General features: G+C 39.3%; 16 protein-coding genes and 1 pseudogene. 4 read left to right on the forward strand and 13 right to left on the reverse strand.

From position 1 onward, the window contains the following. Nucleotides 1-10: 10 nt before the first annotated feature. From ACESTD_RS10190 to ACESTD_RS10245, 12 genes and pseudogenes are all read right to left on the reverse strand, one after another. Nucleotides 11-808, reverse strand: coding sequence for a hypothetical protein (locus tag ACESTD_RS10190; protein ID WP_122294994.1), 798 nt, complete (start codon nt 806-808; stop codon nt 11-13). Next, nucleotides 805-1788: a PD-(D/E)XK motif protein gene (locus ACESTD_RS10195; RefSeq protein ID WP_122294992.1), complete on the reverse strand. Its 984-nt coding sequence runs from the start codon at nt 1786-1788 to the stop codon at nt 805-807. Before ACESTD_RS10195 ends, ACESTD_RS10190 begins: the two co-directional genes overlap by 4 nt. Then, entirely contained in the window at nt 1781-3994 is a 2214-nt protein-coding gene (locus ACESTD_RS10200; protein WP_122294989.1) for a Z1 domain-containing protein, read from the reverse strand. Before ACESTD_RS10200 ends, ACESTD_RS10195 begins: the two co-directional genes overlap by 8 nt. Before the next feature lies 1 nt (nt 3995). After that, nucleotides 3996-5546 carry an ATP-binding protein gene (locus ACESTD_RS10205; protein ID WP_018336499.1) on the reverse strand — a complete coding sequence of 517 codons (1551 nt, stop codon included), beginning with the start codon at nt 5544-5546 and terminating at the stop codon, nt 3996-3998. Next, nucleotides 5543-6892 carry a DNA (cytosine-5-)-methyltransferase gene (dcm, locus tag ACESTD_RS10210; protein ID WP_018336498.1) on the reverse strand — a complete coding sequence of 450 codons (1350 nt, stop codon included), beginning with the start codon at nt 6890-6892 and terminating at the stop codon, nt 5543-5545. Before dcm ends, ACESTD_RS10205 begins: the two co-directional genes overlap by 4 nt. An 18-nt stretch (nt 6893-6910) precedes the next feature. Then, nucleotides 6911-8986 (reverse strand): DUF2075 domain-containing protein, encoded by a 2076-nt coding sequence (locus tag ACESTD_RS10215; protein WP_122294987.1) that lies wholly within the window; start codon nt 8984-8986, stop codon nt 6911-6913. 106 nt (nt 8987-9092) lie between these two features. Further along, nucleotides 9093-9308 (reverse strand): annotated as a pseudogene (locus tag ACESTD_RS10220) (hypothetical protein); the annotation flags it as partial. Nucleotides 9309-9331: 23 nt separating this feature from the next. Further along, nucleotides 9332-9613, reverse strand: a complete 282-nt coding sequence (locus ACESTD_RS10225) for a helix-turn-helix domain-containing protein (RefSeq protein ID WP_100788715.1) — start codon at nt 9611-9613, stop codon at nt 9332-9334. 93 nt (nt 9614-9706) lie between these two features. Then, entirely contained in the window at nt 9707-11587 is a 1881-nt protein-coding gene (locus tag ACESTD_RS10230; RefSeq protein WP_122294984.1) for an AAA family ATPase, read from the reverse strand. Between the two features lie 129 nt (nt 11588-11716). Continuing rightward, complete coding sequence (locus ACESTD_RS10235; protein ID WP_122294982.1) at nt 11717-12988, reverse strand: type II toxin-antitoxin system HipA family toxin; 1272 nt, start codon at nt 12986-12988, stop codon at nt 11717-11719. Nucleotides 12989-12991: 3 nt separating this feature from the next. After that, nucleotides 12992-13312 (reverse strand): helix-turn-helix domain-containing protein, encoded by a 321-nt coding sequence (locus ACESTD_RS10240; protein WP_373158849.1) that lies wholly within the window; start codon nt 13310-13312, stop codon nt 12992-12994. 829 nt (nt 13313-14141) lie between these two features. Continuing rightward, the gene (locus ACESTD_RS10245) at nt 14142-15842 is read right to left on the reverse strand and encodes a response regulator (protein WP_195288646.1); all 1701 of its coding nucleotides are present in this window, start codon (nt 15840-15842) and stop codon (nt 14142-14144) included. 407 nt (nt 15843-16249) lie between these two features. On the opposite strand from ACESTD_RS10245, the gene ACESTD_RS10250 reads away from it, so the two are divergent. From ACESTD_RS10250 to ACESTD_RS10265, 4 genes are all read left to right on the forward strand, one after another. Then, nucleotides 16250-17425 carry an MFS transporter gene (locus tag ACESTD_RS10250; protein WP_005826523.1) on the forward strand — a complete coding sequence of 392 codons (1176 nt, stop codon included), beginning with the start codon at nt 16250-16252 and terminating at the stop codon, nt 17423-17425. A 168-nt stretch (nt 17426-17593) separates the two neighbouring features. Then, the gene (nhaC, locus tag ACESTD_RS10255) at nt 17594-19030 is read left to right on the forward strand and encodes a Na+/H+ antiporter NhaC (RefSeq protein ID WP_005835906.1); all 1437 of its coding nucleotides are present in this window, start codon (nt 17594-17596) and stop codon (nt 19028-19030) included. Between the two features lie 66 nt (nt 19031-19096). Then, nucleotides 19097-19687, forward strand: a complete 591-nt coding sequence (locus ACESTD_RS10260; RefSeq protein WP_373158848.1) for a DUF4251 domain-containing protein — start codon at nt 19097-19099, stop codon at nt 19685-19687. 90 nt (nt 19688-19777) lie between these two features. Further along, the gene (locus ACESTD_RS10265; RefSeq protein ID WP_005826511.1) at nt 19778-20440 is read left to right on the forward strand and encodes a response regulator transcription factor; all 663 of its coding nucleotides are present in this window, start codon (nt 19778-19780) and stop codon (nt 20438-20440) included. Here the strand turns inward: ACESTD_RS10265 and mnmA are convergent. Beyond that, nucleotides 20431-21495, reverse strand: coding sequence for a tRNA 2-thiouridine(34) synthase MnmA (mnmA, locus tag ACESTD_RS10270; RefSeq protein WP_005835905.1), 1065 nt, complete (start codon nt 21493-21495; stop codon nt 20431-20433). The genes ACESTD_RS10265 and mnmA overlap by 10 nt on opposite strands. Nucleotides 21496-21517: the final 22 nt, after the last annotated feature.

The raw sequence follows: 21517 nt of genomic DNA on the forward strand, positions 1-21517 counted from the left end.
TAATGTTTATTTACTTTTTAGATGTATTATTAATCCCTTCGGCCACATTATTAAGGTTTTCCCGATGTGAAACATAACCGTCAACAATGTCAAAATGTAACGTTTTCAGAAACGTTGTACATTCACGCATTGAAATATGAATGCCATATCTATCACGTAAATAATTCATCATGGTTTGTACGGCTTCAAGAGTACGTTTAGCAGGGCCGACAAGCATTGGCTTTAACAAAGCTAAAAGTTCTACATCATTCAGATGATTTTCAGCATTATTATTTGGAGTAGAATACAGTTCCTTTTCTCTTCGTTCGCTTTGTTTTGGAATCTCGGCAATATCAGGGAACAACGTATTAACCTTATCCAAAAAGAGCGGAAGGTCCTTTCTCTTAAAAAAATATGGTTGATCCCCATTTTTTAATTTAAAATGCTTCGGTTCACCAAGAATTATCTGGTCTTGATATATCTTGCGAGAATAAAAAGAAACCGTACTCTTTTCATTAAGTCTTGCCTTAGCAATCTTATTATTCCAGCACACAAGGACGTCATTGTCACTATCATATCCGAGAAATATGAAAGGATCTGAAGACTTCTTTATTTCATCAAAACAAACACGTCTATTAAGTTGCGCGCGTGTAGTGTCTGGGCGTGATTTAAAATAGGCTGACGTAAGTTTAATCATATATATATGATAACGTTGGCCTTTGTACTTAATCACAAATGGTTGTTCTCCGTTGACATATTCAAAATCAGGATTACCTGTCATTACGGCAAGAAACAAATCCCTCAATGTATCTGGGTTAATCTTGCTCATATCTGTATACTTTTAAAAAGTGAACTTTCATTTATTTCTAAGCACTTATCCTGTATAGTTTTAACTGTCGACAAGTCGCAATCAAAATGAATATTAGAAAGTGATTTTGGTATATTCTCAATTGCTATTGATGGTATATCTTGATAATCATAGAACGCAATAGTGTCAAGTGCTTGTTGATAATCGAAACTGACATCATTTACTTTATCAAAATCACGACCAAGAGTCTGCACAATTATTTCATTAAGACGATATTGAAGTTTGAGGTCAGAAACTTTCTTGCAAATAGAATTCTTTAAATCAAAAATAGTTCTCCCATGTCCCGTCTCAATTACAAACACAGAGGCAATAAGAAGATTTGCGTTAACATTAGGATGAAGTTGTTCTAAAGAAAATGTGTGAATTCGTCTTACATTTCTAGTACTCTTAACCTCAATTTTATCTATACCATCATTAAAATCAAATTTATCATTTGGGGATACATGCCATGACTGGAGAAGATACGCAGGACTTTTAGATCGTTCGATAACTAATAGTTCCGCCCAAAGACCTTGTAAGGTTTTCTTTGATGGTTTACTCAAATTACTGAACAAGTCTGCGATTTTCATTAATTCAATTTTGAGGGTCTTGATTGTAACATTATCAGAAAGTCCATGCAAAAGAATACAAACCACATCTATAAAATACTTCTGATAATCAACATTCCCAGCATTCAAGGAGACAATTGTGTACTCATGAGTCCTCCGTATTTCATTATTCTCTATAATGCTGCAGGATCGATTAAACATAACTTTTATAAACTCCATTGTAATGTCAAGAGCTTTCTCTTTACCCAACGTTTGAATAAAAAACATTGGATAACCCTCAGGCGAAATTCCTATTTTATGTTGACAAGCAAACGGTATAGAATCAGCCGCATAGCATCCTTCTTCAACTGGTTTGTTTAAGAGGGATTTAAACACTTGATAAACATCATTCATATTTTTTGACTGAATTTCGGGGTTCAACATAACTAACTGCAAAGTCTTCGGGATAATAAATAGCAAGAGTATATGCCGCCTTGCCGTTCCACTTATAGTCTGCACACTTCAATCTTACCTTATGCAATTGTATGCAAATAGCATCTTCAAATTTAATTTCTGAATCACCCGGATATATATGATATCCTTTAGGATCATGACCTGCGTGAATATTATTAACTGTCTTTTTCTCCAAATTAAAGGCACGCTCACGTCCCATTGTATTCCTATATGCCATATGAATGAAATACACATATTGCATTGGATTATTTTCTTGCGAGGCAAGATACTGAATATATCTCAATGTCGCCTGTTTTCTCGCAGCATCAGGCGCACATTGAAAGTTGAAATTAGTAAGAAAATCAATTGCTTGTTCTATAGAAAGTTTTACATATCTGTGATCCCTGTCATCAGTTCCATATGGTTGATAAGATTTGAACGATACCGTTCCCAGAAAATCTTCCACGAATTTAGTATTTTCTTCTATATTCTGAAAGGCATTCATTTTTCTCCAACCATTTAATTTGCAGTAAACTGTATCCTTTGATAGAATGTTTTTACGTGTAGCATTAAGGCTTGGAGATATAAGAAGAAGTTTTTCAACCTTACGAAGATCTGTATTCTTCTTAAGCCAGTCGCGCATTTCTTCTTCATGATCTACATATTCACTATATTCGAGAGCTGTATCTTCTGGAAGATATACTCGACAAGAATAAAGATAGTTGCGTTTATAACCAAAAAAACGGCATCGCTGCTGAATCGTGTCAGCAGTAGATTTACTTACACTGTGACGAGGCATATATGTAACAGCCAACCTCTCAACAGTAAAACCTCTGTTGAGCATATCCGCGCCAACAAGAATATGAGAAATACTACTATCCCAATCTATCTCCGATGTCTGTCCTTTCTTTTTATTACGGCTAATAATCAACATTAGATTAGTCTCATAGATGATGTCCGGAACGTGCTGCATTATCTCTTCGAATGTTGGATAGTCCTCAACATGGCTCTGATACTCACGTATCGCTTCTGGATACATTGATTTAAATTCCTTAATAAAATCTGTATATGCCAAGTCTTGAGAACCTGCATTAAGCATATCAGTCCAAACGCTTACAATATTTTTAATCCACCCATGAAATTTCTCACTAGCATCTTGTTCCTTATCTGCATGAACCATCATTGAAAGAAATGGCTCACGCTTTTTAATTTTGACTATAATCGCTACACTCATTATATGAAGAATAAGTGCATCTTTCAGAGATTGAGGGCAGCATGGCAGATTATTCCTTTTACTATGGTAAACCTCATTATCTTGGATAGTCAGGATTAGACCAGGTTCATCTTTGAAAAAAGTTTTGCCTCCAGTATACTTTTTGCCTGGTGTAAGAACTTTGTGATGTTTCGGAGAAAGAAGGTCAAGAATGCTAATTAGTAACGGTCCTTGTGGAGTTGCAGTATATTGAATATACGAATGATTTGGCAATACAGACTTTAAAGCAAGAATACTCTTATAAGTTGCAGTAAATTCATCTTCGCCCCAATCAGTTGATTTACTGTTTTTGAAAGCGTATCCATTAAGACTTGCCTGATCTGCTTCGTCATCAATAATCATTACTCCTTGATTTTTCAGAACATTCCTAATTGATACATTTTGAAAAATCTCCGTAAGGTGATCTATGTGGATGTCTTTCTTCAGAACTGTTATGAGTATTGTTGGCTTAGTGGTAATCCTAAACTCATTACTAATTCTCTGCACATCATCCAAAGTAGGATTCTCATGCAGTTTATAATATGCAGCATTTTCATTGCCATTTATAAGGTCTTTGCGAAGGCGCTTTGTTGTTTGCTCAAGAAGATTATTTTTGGTTCCGGCAAAATAAATTATGACTCTAAAACCATTATCATGTGCAAGCGCAGATAACAAAGTAAAAGACATGGTCTTACCACTTTGCACATATCCAACCACAAGATTTGTAATTGACTGTGGGACACTTTGCTTAGGGTCAATACAATAAGACAAAATGTCAACAGTCTCGTCTCTTGTAGTATTAAGTTCGTCCATGTCGAGTTTAGTGGCAAAACGGTCAAGAAGTTCAATTGTACGATCTCCAATAATCGGAGTAAAATCGTTAGTATTTTGAGGATTCAATATCTGTATTTCCATTTTATTGCATAAGATTTTGATTGAACAAAAGTCTAAGTTTAGAAGCAGACTGCACTCCATAATTTGGAGCCATTAACTCCGCAAGTGTAAGGGCCTTGAAGACCGATATAATTGGCATATAGTCGTTACCTTTTTTAAATTGATCGAATCGAGTAAAAAAAGGATGTGCAATGTTAATCTTACAAGTAACTAATTTAGATTCCATTGCATCAAACAAAGTCTTTTCATTAGAGTCTACATCTCCCATTGTTACGGAATAAATTGAATCACTATCATTTTCAGATACAAGTTCAATATTAAGCGTATAAAGTTCCTTCCCAAGAGTAAAAGATTCCGAATTACCACCAAGACGTTCGGCCTGCTGAATAAGTTGTTCAGACTGCATAATATGCTGCTGGTCGTTAATCTTATTCTCGGTTTCTTGTACTAATCGAGTTAATTGTTTCGGTTTACTTTCTTTGTTAAGGGCTTTCGTGACATTCTTTGCAATATCACTATGCTGTTCACGATCGCGTTGACGGTAATTATCGGCTTGACCAAGAAGATTGAATCCATCATTTCTAAGTTCATCTCGCAATGCTTCCATAAAAGCATAAAGATCTTCTTCATCACGAAATCCATTTTTATTAAACGTAACCTCAAAACCTTCCAGTTCAAGTTCACCAAAAAGCCTTTTATAACGGAAATTACCTGGCGAGCCGAATATAACTTGAGGAAAATAACGTTCATCACCTCCACCAACAATTACTCGACCTCTACGCATTAGGACAAGACCATTAGCATTGTTTTGAATTTTATCAAGAATTGCAATAAACCCTCGAGCTTTATATTCACCCGCTTCGAAATTAACATCCTTTTTCCAGAGTATACTATTGCCTTTTGGCGTTTTATAATAAGGAACATTAAGAATGTCAAAACAAGGTGCTTCCAGTTTTACATCATTGACTTTAATTTCCACTTCACCACTACGCAAGAATTTTCTATAAATGCTTGATAAATGACGACGTACTTTATCCATCTGATTGCTTGTCGGTGCATGGTTAGACAATTCTGTTAGTTCTATACGGGTAAAATGAGCCTCAATTGGCATCGGTGTTTCCGTTACTAAGAGTTCCTCTCTACCTTCCGTTGTAACCTTATGCAAATCAAATTCGGTATATCTCTGCATTGATTCACCAAGAGCTTTGGTATAAACTCGCCATTTATTAGCAAGCCATACAGACGCAGTTTTCATACCCATACCGAATTCATTGAGTCCAGTATCATCAATAGGCACATGAGCAGGTTCAAAAGCCCGTTCGTAATTATCCGTATCAATACCAGCAGCATTATCCTCAATTACAATTGATTTCCGTTCCCAATTTACAGCTATAGTTATTCTTAATCTATAATCGGGCTCTACAGATAAAAGCAATTCACGATTGTTGAGATAACTTTGAACCGCATTGTCAACATACTCTCCTAGAGTATTGGAGACTGTATTATTTAAGTTCCTAAATGTACTATAAACATTTGGTTTAAGTGCAATAGATACTGTGTTTATTTGTTTCATCTTTTATCCTCCGGGATTAAATTATCAGCAATTCTTTTGACGACCTCTACGTTAACTGCATTACCAAATGCCCGGAATGCCTTAGCTATAGTATCAGGTATTTCATGAAGATCATCCATACATTGAAGTTTTGCTGCTTCTCGCCGAGTCATATATCTACCACGTTCGCCTTTTGGTGTAACAATCCAAGGAATTATTGGAATCTGTGTTGTATTTAGTACGAGAGCTGGAGAATATGTTGGTAATTTAACTCTTATTCCCGATGCTCGAAACTGAATGATTTTCGTATATATGTCTGGATGCTCTTCAAAGCCACAATTCCATTCAAATTTTTGATGACTGTTCTCAAAGCCTGATTGCTGAATTTCCTGCATCCATTCTTGAAGGATATTCTGATGGTCTTGATAAAATTTTCTGTTTTGTGTAATATATTGAATTTTCCAATCAGGAAATGAAAATTTACGATCTTGATCACTGAGTCTTTTACATGGATTGTCCTGCGCATATATAGGAAGACAAAATAAATAGTCATCTTTACTATTTCCACGTATAGGTTGCCCAAAATTACCTCGTTTCCCTTCGAGTTGTTTACGTGTTTGAAAATATGGAGCACGCCCTTTATAGTCATATGTAGCACCAAACTCCATTGCCCATATAGGGAAAGTTGGAATAGGAACATTATTCTCTGCAAGAATATCTAGAAAGTGTTGCCATACAGCAATATGACGTCTTGTTGCTGGACGCATTGACATGTAATCTTCATCTTCCGGAATTAAAATAGACTGAATATTACACTCAATTTTCTCCTCGTGAGATGGAAAACTAAAGTTACGTAATCCTCCAAGAGATTTAAGACGCCCTACAATGTAAATTCTAGTCCTATGCTGAGGAATACCGAAATGATGTGGAGAAATTATATCATCAGCAATATCATAGAGTGTACTTAACTGTTCAGATATTACCTTATATGTATTACCTCCATCATGCGACTTAAGATTAGGGACATTTTCAAGAAACACATATTCTGGTTTATGTTCATTAAGAATGTCCATAATCCTATAGAAAAGATTACCACGTCCTTGTTCATCTTCAAATCCGCCTTGCATCCCAGCTTTAGAAAATGGTTGACATGGAAAACCTGCACATAAGATGTCATGTGCAGGAATTTCATTTTTAATATCTACCTTAGTAATATCTCCAGCACATGGTATTCCATGATTTCTTTCATATAATTGCCTAAGATCCGGGTTAATCTCACTCGCAAATACGCATTCGCAACCAAGTTGTTCAAGCGCAAGGTGAAATCCACCTAATCCTGCAAACAAATCTATAAACTTAAGTGGCATATTATCGTTTAACTGTTATCATTTAATTTCATTAATACCTATTTCCTTAAGGTAATTATAAGTCTCATCGTACCATTCTGGTTTTCTTGTTTCATCAGGAGGTACGCCATTATCACCATTCGGTACAACGATTACCATACCTTGACGAGCTCGGGTAAGTAGTACTCGATAGGCATTAATTTGGTACTCTTGGTTGATAGGCTTGTTGATGTTCTGCCACATAGTGCCTGAACGAAGTTGGTAATGTTGCCATGCCGTATGATCCTTGTTAAGACGTAAGTCTGCATCCCAAGCCACACATGCCCAGTCGATTTCAAGACCTTGTACTTTGAATTCCGTAAGTGTGTCTTCAAGAGCATTTGATGAGCGAATATCAGAGTCATCTTCGAGGAACCAATGAACGAAGTCGGGTTGATAACGCACATTTATACTAATGGCTTTCAGACGCTCTGCCTTGCTACTGGCAAGAAGTCCGTAACGTTCACTTCCTCGCGCATGCTTTCGTAACCACCGCTTTGCTGTTTCTAACGAGCGAGTCAGCACTATAGGATAATTACCTAATTCTTTTAGGGTGGCGGCAGCGTCATTTTTTTGAAGGGCTATGAGTTGATTAACGAAGATGCTCACTTTTTCGGAACGGAATGAACGCATTGACATCTTTAAGTGAAGGTCCTCACAAGGCTTCAATTGTTTATGAATCAATGCCAATTCTTCTTTATCTATATCCCCTGATTCGACAAGAAACTCTGACATGAATACATCCCAATCTTGATAACGGCGGTTTATGGACGCAATCCATTCCTTCAATCCTGCTTCGCCTTTATTTATGGCTTGCCCGTTTCCAATAAGACAAACGACAACTCCCCAATCTATCTGACGATCCATGCAGGATATGAGATATTCAGGCTCACTATAAGGAAAATCTTTGATGTTCTTCTTTTCTCGCATAAAACGTTTAAGTTCTTCACCAGTCCATGCCCGTTGAGCTTCGTCGAATATGGCAACATGCTCTGCTGGAATATAAGCCTTATCTTTATGATTGATAAAGTAGCCTTCTTTTGGTCGTATTTCATTTCCAATAACTTCTGTACCTTCGAGATAGAGGTCACGGTAGTGGTGAATCATTTGGATAAAAGCCTTAACTTTACTCTTGGCTTCTTTTTTTGTGCATGATTTACGACCTTCCAACTTTGCTTTGATCTTCTCACGACGAATAAAGTCACGTGTAAGCGCTTCTTGCAATACTTCTACAAGAGGAAAGTTTCCCGATAGATAAACAGCTTTTTCACCACGATTGAATTGGTCGATGGCCGTATTTAGCCCAATGAGCGTTTTGCCTGCACCAGGAACACCGGTAATAAAGCAGATAGCTTTGCGACTATTCTCACGGCAATAGTCTATGATTCGTCTAAGTTCAGCAGAAGCCTTATCAATATCTCCACCATGTTTCGTAATATCTTCTACAGTATTTTCTTCGTATAGTGCAACGGCTGCCTCTATTATGGTTGGAGTTGGTTCATAGCCACTCTTTGCCCATCGCTCATCACGTTCTGCAGAGTGTTCTATAACACTATGGGGAATTTGTGACAACGGAATAGAAATGGCTTCATCAAGATGATTTGCATTTGTCAACAATGGTTCATAAACATCATCCCCAAAATTATGAAGAACGAATATACAATTTTTATCTTTTTCTGATGGTGCAACCAAAATAGGCACAATGATTCGTTCCAAACTGCCTTCCTGGAAATTTTTCAAATCAAGAGCATAATCCCATACCTGAGTAATAGCATCGTGAGTAAACTTACTATCTGCAGTCTTATATTCGAGAATGAAAATAAGTTCATTGATAAGAAGAATTACATCTGCACGTTTTCCCATTCGAGGAATATTGTACTCAAAATAAATACTACCTTTGTTTTTATACGGCACAAGAACATTTCTCAACGACTCAATCTCCTCTAACCATGAATTAGAGGTTTCGTCGTTGATGTCATGTTGGCTGGCAAGAGCAAGTTTACCAATAATTTCATCAGTGCTCCTGTCTAGAAACATCGAAATCGTGTCCGAATAATAATATCTTGTTGCTGCCATTATTTCTCTAAGTAAATTTTTTCTTTTATGACAATATCTATCATCGCCACTCATCATACAATCAATCCGCCTGGCATATATCTCCGCTATACGAATCTGCCGATAGTCCTTCTTCAAGATAGATAAGAAATTTCTCAAACTCTTCTGCCGTAAACTCAGTACGTCCGTGTTCTTCCAATCGTTTGCGGTTGTGAATCTCCAACTGCCGCTTGAAATTGGCATAAAGATTATCTTCCTCGACAATCTGGACATACTCGTAGTCCATTTGTCGGAGTGTGGCTATCAGTCCGGCTTCCAATGCCGCTTCGCTTTGTGTTGACATATTCTTGTCCTGCTATGGTGTTACTACTTATTTATTCTAGCTTGCAATATCTTGATACCTAATGCATTTTCTATTTTGCATAAGGTTTCCAACGACAAATTTTCTCGACCTTTCAAAACTTTAGAAACATACTGCTGGGTACAATTCATTTTCTCAGCCAGCACTCGTTGTGTCATGCCAAGTTCCTCCATCCGGTCCGACATAGTTGCAGCTATAGCCTGTGAATGGCAAACCCAATCCTCTCTTTTGTTTTCCATTATATTCTTTACTTCTCCTAAAGCGTTGTCTATCTTTTCTTCAGCCATTGTATGAATCAAAAATACCTTTGTCCTATTTTGTAGGCAAAGGTACTATAAATAATCGAGATTACACAACTTTCAGGTTGTTATTCTAAGTTTCTATTCTAATTTTGGAAAAACACTATGTAATATAGAACGAGCACTTTGAGAATTTCTTAAGTATTCCAATGCCTTCAAATTATAAGATGAAATACCTAATGCCTTTTCAATAATTGAATGAAGACCTTTGTTATTGTATAGCATAATAACTTTTGCATAATCACCAGTATTAATCACATCATTTAATTCCTGTAATCGTATATTATACCATTCTTCAATTTTTATTTGTTTTACAAACTCATTAAAATTCGCATCAACTTCAGTTTTATCTTTTCCATTTCGCACATGAGACTCATTAAATTTATAGTTAATTTTTTGAATTAAATACGAAGAAATTTGCAGCTCTTTATTTTGTTCTAATAAAGACAGAATTTGTTTTTTAATACTATCTATATCACAAGTTTCATGTTTATATTCTGCAAAACCTTTGATAAAATCTTCAATCAAAAAGAGGTTTTCTATTTCTGCGACATCGTATGAGTATATATTTTCCGTTGCAAGCTTACTCAATTGCTCATTTGTTCTAAAATCTCTATCAATAATACCATAGGCCACAGCGTATTTTTTACTGAGTTTATTATAAGCTCTCGTGTAATTGATTACATCCTTGCAAGAGGCAAGTGGGGTTATTGTAAATTCCTGGAACAACATTTCGAATATTTGTCTATCCAAACTACCCTTTTTCCCTTCACAAAACAACACTTTTTTTCGACTTCCCAGTATTTTCATCAACATTGCCTCTGGGATTTCAGAATCTGATATTTGCTCAATTTCCCAATTTTCGAACACCCCTGAAGCACTACATGTATAAGACTTTAACCAAAGTTTATTAGCTATCCTAGTAGAGGCAAAATCTATATCATGAGTTAAATATATAAACATACAATCTTTACGCTTCTCCTCCAAAATATCCCATAATTTATTAAGTATTGCCTTGTGTAAATGTATTTCAGGTTCGTCTACAATGATTAGAGATGAATCTTTTGCAAGCATAACACGCCCTACTATATAAAAAATGACACGCTCACCATCACTCATTTTGTACGCAGGATATTGTTTATCTGCATATTCAATCTTAAGATTTCCTAAACTATCACAAGACAAAACCCTATGTTCTATAAGACGATTCCAAATATCAATAACGTCATCAATATTACTTCTAAAATCGTCAAGATGTATAATATCCCCTTCTTGAGCATTTGAACAAAAATTATTTCTTCTTTCCAACCTTTCGGAAATTAATGCAGACACAAGTATCTTAAGTTCTTCACCATATTGTTTTGATAAAGAATATGGGAAATCGTCATTTTTTGCAGCAGTAAAAGTTTGCTTATCGTCTAAGCAAACTTTCTGACGATTCTCATAATCAGAAAAAGCAGATTTGTAAGTTGGTAAGCTATCATACGTTGGAAATATTAATATTTTTTGCGCAGGAATAACAATTCCATTATCAGTCCTTTCAAGGTGTTCTCTTATTGAATTTGCAAATGTTGTTTTACCACAACCGTTAGCCCCTATAAGAACTACATTAGAACTTGTAAATCCAATCGCTTTAAGCAAATAAAATGTTTTACTTACAAATATACTATTAGTGATTATATTCTCAACCAACTTATGATATTGTTCATAATCATGTAATTTCTCAAGAGCATTTTGTTTGTTTCTCAACTTCTCTATATCTAACGAATGTAGTAGATTTCCAAAACGGCCAAATAAAGATTCAGGAACCAACGCCTCAACACTTTGTTTCATATCAACAAATAGGCTCATCAAACGTTCTGCCACGCCAGAATCAATACCCTCTTGTCTATACTCATCTATAAACGCTTTCATGAAAGCCGAATCCTGTTCTATTAGATATAACAACTCTTTCTTATCCATTATATTTATGATTAAAACTATTAATATTGTATTTCTTGCCCCAAATAATTTTTCGCTTGCACTATAATAACAGTATGTATTTTATAGTATAGTACGGGTACAACTATGATAGAATTTTGGTTATTAAACTCAACATCTGGAAATATTATCACACCGCTCATCCAACACCCCGCTAAACATATCCATTTCTCTCTTGGAAATTCCTAATCGTGTTGCCAATTCGCGCCATTCTTTTATCGCTTCAATCACCTCTGAAATAATTTTCTCCGCAGTGTTTCGATTAAGCATATAATCCTCGCAGGCATCAAACAAGATACTTAAATCCGCCTTGTTGGAAGTTGATGAGATGAGCAGACTTTGATATTCATTCAGCGTTGGATTCATATCGTATGCCGGCGACAATGTCCATCCTTTTGCAGTCAACAGGAAACCATGATTGCGGAAATGGTCATCGCTGTTACCAAGGCAGATATTGAAGGCTACACGACGGAAGAGTTCCTGCAGATTTCGCTCTACATCGGTACAGTTCTGAATAATGAAGTCAACTATATCCAAATAGCCGTGTCCAGTAGTTGCATTATCTCCATCACTTAATCCCAACAAGGTCATAGCAGATGCAAAATGAATACGTTTGCTATCGTTTGTTCTATCGAAACGTCGTGACAGCAATGTATGATATTTTTCTCCAGTTGCCAGCACTTTGGTTTTTGCTACGTTTACTCCTGCTTTTGTAGCAAGCAAGTGACTGAAATGCTCCCAAAGCCCTGCATCGTAATCATCCTTACGAGAAGGAAACTTGGCAACATAAAGCGTTTTATCCGTGTCTATCACACTGGCTTTCGGTCTTGCTCCACCCAACGAAGAACCAGGTTGCACAAGTTGTGCAATCCATTTCCTATCAGGAAGCATATTGTTTTCTTCGCTTTTCTCAATCTCCGCACTGGCTGCAATCAATTCTCGAATATCCGTCAGAGGTGGGATTTTCAACGATTCACTTACATTGATAAATTCATCATCAGGGGTTTCTTTAAAACGGAATCCACCCATTCGGGAGAAATCATCGATACCAGTCAAGAAATCGAAAGATGACAATCTCCTTACAGGTCGCTTTTCTTCCGCTGCCGAAATTTGCTCACGACGCAACAACAAAGTTCGCCCCCAACGATCCGGCAAAGCATCGGAAAAACATCCGAAAATATCCTTGTCCGGTTGTGTATATTGTTGTCCCGGGTAATTATTTAGATCGTCACTCAAAAACAGATCGCTGTGCTGCCTTAACCATTCATTATTGAACGTAAAACTATAGCTATCCGCACCACGAAGAGACTCATAGCCTAATTCGCCAATGAGTTCCACTTCTTTGAGCCAATCGAAATCGGCATATACATACAACTTTTTCATAGATTATTCTTTCTTGGATGCACGTTCTCTTGTTTTCAAACTCAAATCTTGCAAAGTTTTTCCCATTTTATCTTCTTTGGCAAGCAATAAAATATCATCGTCAAGTTGCAATGCATACAAAACACGTAGATAAATCCCTATTGCAACAGTAGGAATCCCTTTTTCTATTCGGGACACAGTAAGCGGTGAACAAGTAGCCCGTTCTGCCACCTGAGCCACACTCAGATTCCGACGCAAGCGAGCTAACTTAATCTGCTCACCTACAATCTGCATCTTTTGCTCCAATTTTCGGGGAAGTTTGGTCCCCATTGTATTCTTTGTCATTACTACATCAATTTAAAGTGCAAAGCAACTATGCCGATGACTTTATCACAATCAACATATCATATAATATACAAAAGTAATACTTTTTATTTATTTAATGATGCATTACACATAGTAAAATGCACATCTTGGCATAATTAACCATATACCTAATCTATTTTGAGCAAAAACTTCCAAAAACCAAATGCTATAATGTTATTTGTAAGCACCATGTACAACCATCAACAAATAATATCTTATTCGTTACAAACGATGCAAATTGTTCATCATACACACATCATATCAAAGAACTATTTTGCTTGCCAAAAGAAAAAGATATGACTCCACGCTTAACTTGACTTTAATGACCGTTATAATATACACGGGCAATAAAGTTAAGTCAAATAGAGGGAGAGAAGAAAATTAGCCTACTGGGTATTTTTTTTCTTTTCGCCAGCAATGAAATTCTATGCAAAATCTTCTGAAAATCTCATAGTACAGCTAGCAAATTTACACCAAAAACCACCTTTTTTATCAAAGTCTTTTCTTTTGTTTTCTTGTACCGGAAAAACGCAGTATCTTTGCAAAAGTTCAGCGAAGAATAAAGAGCAAAATCAGACTTTCCTACCGTTTAAGTTTCAAACTATTGGTAGTCAATCAGTCTAATATGCTGCATCGGCAAGTAAAGCTAATCATATATACCCAGTTATCCCCAAAACGAAAACGATGAGAGATTTTCCTTTATAGATAGTTTGGGATGTTTAGTTCTCCTATCTCCTATTTCAAAACAAAGGCTGTCCATTATCTAATATGTGACAGCCTTTCCATGAAAGTTTTTTTCAGGTAAATATCATACTTTTTTCATAAACTCCTTCGGTGTTTTTCCAAAATACTCCTTATACCTGCCTCTGAAGTTTTTCATATTTCGCATACCCACCATTTCAGCAACCATAGTCACAGAAAATTTTCCGCTTTCCAAAAGTTCCCGTGCCTTCTCCATCCTGATTCTCGAAATCAAATATTTGGGTGCTTCTCCCGTCAACAACTTCCACTTATTATAAAAGGTTGTCCGGCTCATGCACATCCTGGAGGCAATATCATCTACTGTCAAATCCTCTTTATCCATATTCTCCATAATGTAAAGCTTCACTTCATTCAAAAATGCCAGATTGGCATCCTGCTGAGCCCGCTCCATAGGTTTCGTTAAAAAATCTTCTCCAAAAACTTTCTGAAGAAATGTCTTCCGAAGAAAACGGCTATTATTTATCAATATGGATATTTCCACTTTAAGGTCCTCCAGATTAAAGGGCTTACATACAAAGAGATCAGCCTGAGAAGAACAACGCTTTTCCCGCCGTTTCACATCAATGTGCGCCCCCATCAATATCACCGGAATAAAGGAGGTGTCCCTCGACGTCTTCAGTTTAGAAGAAAGTTCCTCACCGCTCATACCTTTCAACATGATATCACAAATCACCAAATCCGGATACTCTTCACATATTACCTCCAATGCTTCCTGACCGTCATCAAAGCTCCTCACTACAAAACATTCCGATAAACGTTTCTCAAGATAATCCTTGAATCCCTTGTCATTATCCGCAAGTATCACTAAAGGTCTATCCATATTTTTTTTCTTCGAGAAACCATGGAAAGCTATTTCCGACTCATTCACCTGAAAAGTGTCCGGAATATTTAAGGATGTATCCTCCCCCGAAACCGCACACGAACATCTTATGGGAAATCGAAGCAGAGCCTCCTTTTCCAAAGTCAGTATTTTCCCGTCACATATATTCATCAACTTGTCAAAAAACACACCGCCCATGCCATACTGCTTGCCATGCAGAGGTCGCAGAATAGGAAGCCGCGACGAGTACCATCTGCAACATTTCAGAAATCGCTTGTTGCCTGTATCCTTAATCCTGATTGCCCAGTAATCTCCCTTCAACGAAACCTGCATCGAGAGATGCGTTTCCGGCAGAGAACACTCGATGGCACTCAATACAAACCGGTCGATAACCGGAGATATCTTTCCCGGATCAAACCAAGCGCTTGCATAGTCAAAATCCGGAACCAAATCCAGCTTCATCTGTAACCCGGCCACATGAGACTGTAAAAAAGACACTTTCTTCCTCATAAATGCGCCGATTTCATGTTCTGCAACTACCAGGCTACCAGAATTGCCAAATAGTCGTTTCAACTCCATCAACGCTATCAAGTGCTGCTCCAGCCCGCCTATATGATGAAGTGCAACAGCCAGTTCCTTCTTTATGTCTTCCGGACAGTCTCCTTCGTAAACTGCCCCTAACGGTGTCTTAATCAAAGAAATGGGATTACGTATGTTTTGAAAGGTATCAATGAAATACTGATTTCCCTCTTTCAGTAAATCTCTTTCTTCACTGATACAGAGTAAATGGAACAAAAGCCAACATAATATACAGATTCCACTAGCCACTATTGGCAGAACAGACCAGGGAACCTTATGATATACGCCGATGGATAGCAGGAAAACGCATAATGACACTACTATTATTATTATCGATAAATGTTTCATACTATTATAAGTTTAAGTAATAATGATTCATACTAATATATACCCGAGTTTTCAGTCAATAGCAGGATAATCCCAAGTATGTCATCAGGAGGCGGTCTAATGGGGGAACGGTAGGTTCCTTGAGTCATCGAATTCACCTTACCAACCCTCGTTTGCTAGAAGAGCCTGCATTTCGTCCACCTGTATTTCATACCCAGCAACTCTCTAAACCATTCATTTCCCATGCCCAACGTATCTTTAAATATCAATACAACATTCCGCTTATCCAAGATAGCTCCAATCAATTATTCTCAAACAAAATAATAGTATAACAAACGGAAAGGCTAAAAAGATGATACCACTTCACACATATTCTTATCATACTCACATATCTTGCGCATGAAACAGAAAGACATTATCTTTGCAGCATGAAACAAGAACTGAAAGAAAACGGAGGATTACCGGCACATATACTCTGGACACTTGCTATCGTAGCTGGCGTGTCCGTAGCCAACTTGTATTACAATCAACCCCTGCTTAATATCATGCGGCATGAATTGGAAGTTTCTGAATTCAAAACGAACCTCATTGCCATGATTACACAAATCGGATATGCGCTGGGATTATTGTTCATCGTCCCATTAGGAGACCTCTATCGACGCAAGAATATCATCCTAACGAATTTCTTCCTACTCATATTTTCCCTTCTAGCCATTGCCATGGCACCGAACATCTACATCATCTGGGCAGCATCACTCATTACCGGCATCTGCTCCATGATACCCCAAATATTTGTACCGATTGCCTCGCAATTCTCACGCCCCGAAAACAAGGGACGGAATGTAGGTGTCGTCATCTCAGGATTACTGACTGGAATACTTGCATCACGTGTTGTCAGCGGATTTGTGGGTGAAGTGCTTGGCTGGCGTGAAATGTACTTCATCGCCGCTGGAATGATGTTACTATGCGCTATCGTTGTATTAAAGGTACTACCGGACATACAACCGACTTTCCAAGGCAAATATTCCGGGCTGATGAAGTCTCTTTTCTCATTAGTAAGAGAATACCCCTCTCTACGAATCTACTCGATACGTGCAGGACTGGCCTTTGGCTCATTCCTTGCCATGTGGTCCTGCCTTGCATTCAAAATGGGAGAAGCCCCGTTCCATGCATCCAGCGATGTCATCGGCATACTAGGGCTCTGCGGCATTGCCGGAGCCTTAACCGCATCTTTTGTAGGAAAATATGTAAAAAAGGTAGGCATACGCAATTTCAACTTTATCGGTTGCGGAATGATTCTGCTTGCATGGGCCTCGCTCTTTTTCTGCGGAAACAACTATGCAGGTATCATTACCGGTGTCATTCTTATAGACATAGGCATGCAATGTATCCAACTCAGCAACCAGACCAGTATTTTCGACATCTACCCGTCTGCCTCCAATCGGGTAAATACGATTTTCATGACCACTTACTTCATCGGCGGCTCTTTGGGTACCTTCCTTGCAGGAAGCAGTTGGCAGACTTGGGGATGGAGTGGCGTGGTCGGCACCGGCGTTATTTTAACAATAATATCGTTGTCCATCACCCTTTACAGCAAGAAATAACAAGGATACTATCATTTTTCCAAGCAAACGCAAAGATTTGATAATTTTTATTTGTCATGCAAAGGATAAGGAAGATATTGAACAGAATTGTTATACCTTTGTCGCATCAAACTATAAACGACAGATTGATAATAGATTCGTCAACCAAGCATAGTCAAAAACAACCCTATGAATTCAGCAAAGAAAATACCCTCTCCACTCGTTTCTCTATTTCCCATCGCTTTTCTCGTAGGAATGCTGTTCGCCACCATCCATACTTTCGGAAGTGACGCCTTGAGTGGAGGAAGCCAGATTTCCCTGCTTGCCACCACTGGTATGTGTGTCTTTATCGGCATGACTTTCTACCGCATCCCTTGGAAAGATTATGAACTTGCCATCACCAACAACATTTCAGGTGTTGCCACAGCTATCATTATTCTATTGATTATCGGTGCTTTGAGCGGCACATGGATGATAAGTGGGGTGGTACCTACCCTTATATATTATGGTATGCAGATTATCCATCCGAATTTTTTCCTTGCTTCTACCTGCATTATTTGTGCATTGGTATCAGTAATGACGGGAAGTTCATGGACCACTATCGCCACCATCGGTATCGCCCTTTTGGGCATAGGTAAGGCACAAGGTTTTGAAGAGGGATGGATAGCCGGTGCCATCATTTCGGGAGCCTATTTCGGAGACAAAATTTCACCGTTATCGGATACCACGGTCCTTGCCTCATCCGTAACGGAAACACCGTTATTCAGCCATATCCGCTATATGATGATCACCACCGTCCCCTCTCTCCTCATCACCCTTGTCATCTTTACAGTAATGGGACTCACACACGAAACGAACAATACACAACAGATCGCGGAATTTACGGCAGCATTGGACGCCAAATTCAACATTACTCCCTGGTTACTGGCTGTTCCCGTGATTACGGGAATACTGATTGCCCGGAGAGTACCTTCCGTCATCACACTCTTTCTCTCCACTCTGCTGGCAGGGATATTCGCCTTCATCTTCCAACCGGGACTACTGAATGAGATAGCGGAAGGTGGGAATATGTTCAAAGGGATAATGATGACATTCTATGGCAGTACCAGTCTACAAACTGACAGTGACATGTTGACAGAACTGATTGCCACACGAGGTATGGCAGGAATGATGAATACCATCTGGCTCATCATCTGCGCCATGTGTTTCGGTGGAGCCATGACGGCAAGCGGCATGCTAGGAAGCATCACTTCCCTATTCGTCCGCTTCATGAAGAATACAGCCAGCATGGTAGCATCCACCGTATGTTCCGGATTGTTCCTGAACCTTGCCACGGCAGACCAGTACATCAGCATTATCCTCACCGGAAACATGTTCAGCAACGTTTACGCAAAGAAAGGCTACGAAAGCCGGCTACTTAGCCGTACCACGGAAGATGCCGTTACCGTCACCTCCCCGCTTATCCCATGGAACACCTGCGGCATGACGCAAGCCACCATTTTGAGTGTACCCACACTGACCTACCTTCCCTATTGCTTCTTCAACCTTATCAGTCCGGTAATGAGTATCTTTATTGCTGCTATCGGATATAAAATAATTAAAAAACCGGTGAACAATCCTGGATAGGCATTGTTCTTGCAATAAACTTATAACGAACAATTTATTTAAACCTAAACAAAAAAAGATTCGATTATGAAAAAGTTTATTGCATTAGCAGCAGTAGTATTGGTAAGCATGGCAACAACGACCATGTATGCACAAGAGAGTAGAGCTGAAAAGCGCGCAGACCGTAAAGCCCAAAGAGACGCAGAACGTGCACGCCTGAAAGCTGAAGAACAAGCACAGGATGCCATTTCGTACGATGACGCAATGGCGGCCTTGAAAGCTCACCAGTTCGTAATGGAGGCAGACCAAGTGATGTTCCGCAACGGACAGACCGCATTTGTAAACTCCAACACCAACTTCGTATTGGTCAACCAAGGACGTGGCACCGTGCAGGTAGCCTTCAACACCGTATACCCAGGTCCTAACGGCATTGGCGGTGTAACAGTAGACGGAACCGTATCGGACATCCAAATGACTACCGACAAACGGGGCAACGTGAATTGTAACTTCAGCATCCAGGGTATCGGCATTTCCGCCCAGATATTCCTTACGCTGACCGATGGCGGGAACAACGCAAGCGTAACCATCAGCCCGAACTTCAACTCCAACACCATGACTTTGAGCGGGAACCTGGTTCCGCTGGAACAATCCAACATATTCAAGGGACGTTCCTGGTAAAACCCTTATATAAATATATATATTCCCACTCCGCCACAAATCACACTAAAAAGTGTACATTTGTAGCGGAGTTTTTTATATACCAATGTCATGAGAGAATTTATCATTGCAGACAATCAAGATATCACCAAAGCAGGCATGATGTTCCTATTGGGCAGACAGAAAGACACCTCCCTGCTGCTGGAAGCCGACAACAAGGCAGAACTGATACAGCAACTACGCCTGCATCCCACCGCCGTTGTCATTCTGGACTATACCCTTTTTGATTTTTCGGGAGCCGAAGAGCTAATGGTACTTCACGAACGCTTCAAGGAAGCCGATTGGCTACTCTTTTCCGACGAATTGAGCCTACCGTTCCTGCGCCAGGTATTGTTCAGCAGCATGGCATTCGGCGTAGCGCTGAAGGATAATTCCAAAGAAGAGATACTGACCGCACTACAATGCGCCTCACGCAAGGAGCGATTCATCTGTAATCACGTCAGTAACCTGCTGCTCGCAGGCAACGGTTCCTCCTCCCCCACTCATCCTACCATCAAAGATGATTTACTGACTACTGCCGAACGGAGCATCCTAAAAGAGATAGCCCTGGGGAAAACAACCAAAGAAATAGCTGCCGAACGAAACCTCAGCTTCCATACGGTAAACAGCCACCGGAAGAATATCTTCCGGAAACTGGGTGTAAACAATGCGCACGAAGCCACCAAATATGCCATGAAGGCAGGCATCGTAGACTTGGTGGAATATTATATATAAATCTCCCCGCTCCCGACACACAGCCGGGCATCAGCATCATACACCACTCCGAACTGGCCCGGAGCAATGCCTTGCAGCTTTTCTTCCGAAACAATGCGGTAACCCTCCGCCTCCTTTTGCAACCTGCCTTTGACAAACTCCGGCGTATGGCGTATCTTGAAAGTCACCTCCACCTCTTCCTGCGCTCCCTTCCAGGGATTATCCGTAATGAAATGAAAATCGTACATACGGAATTCATAGCCGTATTGCAATGCCGTATCACATCCGCGGGACACGTAAATCACATTCTCCTCCACATCCTTGCGGACAACAAACCACGGTCCTCCACCCAACCCCAATCCTTTACGCTGGCCGATGGTATGAAACCAATAGCCCCGATGCTTGCCCAACTTTCTACCCGTTTCCAACTCCACAATATCCCCTTCCCTTTCGCCAAGGAAACGGCGCACAAAATCATTATAATCAATCTTTCCCAGAAAGCAGATGCCCTGACTGTCACGACGTCTGGCGCTGGGCAATCCGGCACGCAGGGCTATGTCACGAACCTCATTCTTCATCAGTCTGCCCAATGGAAACATCAGTTTGGAAACTTGCAGATAATCTATCTGTGCCAGAAAGTCGGTCTGGTCTTTCACGGAATCGGCAGCGGTACCGAGCCATGTCTTTCCATCCCTCAACACCGTAGTGGCGTAGTGCCCGGTTGCCGTGATATCGAAATCCTTCCCCACACGTTGCTCAAAGCACCCGAACTTTATCAGCTTGTTGCACATCACATCCGGATTGGGAGTCAAGCCACGTCTTATTTTATCAATGGCATAAGCCGCCACCTGGTCCCAATACTCCCGGTGCAGGTCCACTACTTCCAACGATAATCCATAACGCCGGGCAATGGCAGAAGCCATCTCCATATCCTCTTCCGCAGAGCAGTCCATATAATCGGCATCGTCCCTCCCTATTTTGATATAAAATAGAGAAGGACGGTAACCTTGTTCGCAAAGGAGATGTACCACCACGGAGCTGTCTACACCTCCCGACAATAATACAGCAATATTCATTCTATCGTATACTGTTATTCTT

This window comes from Bacteroides sp. AR20 (assembly GCF_964250605.1).
GTDB lineage: Bacteria > Bacteroidota > Bacteroidia > Bacteroidales > Bacteroidaceae > Bacteroides > Bacteroides uniformis.

What these genes read in the sequence shown, in the direction of transcription:
- ACESTD_RS10195 (WP_122294992.1), bottom strand. Translation starts at nt 1,788, where the DNA reads ATGAATGATGTTTATCAAGTGTTTAAATCCCTCTTAAACAAACCAGTT.
- ACESTD_RS10205 (WP_018336499.1), bottom strand. Translation starts at nt 5,546, where the DNA reads ATGAAACAAATAAACACAGTATCTATTGCACTTAAACCAAATGTTTAT.
- ACESTD_RS10260 (WP_373158848.1), top strand. Translation starts at nt 19,097, where the DNA reads ATGAAAAAGTTTATTGCATTAGCAGCAGTAGTATTGGTAAGCATGGCA.
- ACESTD_RS10250 (WP_005826523.1), top strand. Translation starts at nt 16,250, where the DNA reads ATGAAACAAGAACTGAAAGAAAACGGAGGATTACCGGCACATATACTC.
- ACESTD_RS10230 (WP_122294984.1), bottom strand. Translation starts at nt 11,587, where the DNA reads ATGGATAAGAAAGAGTTGTTATATCTAATAGAACAGGATTCGGCTTTC.
- dcm (WP_018336498.1), bottom strand. Translation starts at nt 6,892, where the DNA reads ATGCCACTTAAGTTTATAGATTTGTTTGCAGGATTAGGTGGATTTCAC.
- ACESTD_RS10265 (WP_005826511.1), top strand. Translation starts at nt 19,778, where the DNA reads ATGAGAGAATTTATCATTGCAGACAATCAAGATATCACCAAAGCAGGC.
- ACESTD_RS10235 (WP_122294982.1), bottom strand. Translation starts at nt 12,988, where the DNA reads ATGAAAAAGTTGTATGTATATGCCGATTTCGATTGGCTCAAAGAAGTG.
- ACESTD_RS10245 (WP_195288646.1), bottom strand. Translation starts at nt 15,842, where the DNA reads ATGAAACATTTATCGATAATAATAATAGTAGTGTCATTATGCGTTTTC.
- ACESTD_RS10225 (WP_100788715.1), bottom strand. Translation starts at nt 9,613, where the DNA reads ATGGCTGAAGAAAAGATAGACAACGCTTTAGGAGAAGTAAAGAATATA.
- ACESTD_RS10200 (WP_122294989.1), bottom strand. Translation starts at nt 3,994, where the DNA reads ATGGAAATACAGATATTGAATCCTCAAAATACTAACGATTTTACTCCG.
- ACESTD_RS10190 (WP_122294994.1), bottom strand. Translation starts at nt 808, where the DNA reads ATGAGCAAGATTAACCCAGATACATTGAGGGATTTGTTTCTTGCCGTA.
- ACESTD_RS10240 (WP_373158849.1), bottom strand. Translation starts at nt 13,312, where the DNA reads ATGACAAAGAATACAATGGGGACCAAACTTCCCCGAAAATTGGAGCAA.
- mnmA (WP_005835905.1), bottom strand. Translation starts at nt 21,495, where the DNA reads ATGAATATTGCTGTATTATTGTCGGGAGGTGTAGACAGCTCCGTGGTG.
- ACESTD_RS10215 (WP_122294987.1), bottom strand. Translation starts at nt 8,986, where the DNA reads ATGGCAGCAACAAGATATTATTATTCGGACACGATTTCGATGTTTCTA.
- nhaC (WP_005835906.1), top strand. Translation starts at nt 17,594, where the DNA reads ATGAATTCAGCAAAGAAAATACCCTCTCCACTCGTTTCTCTATTTCCC.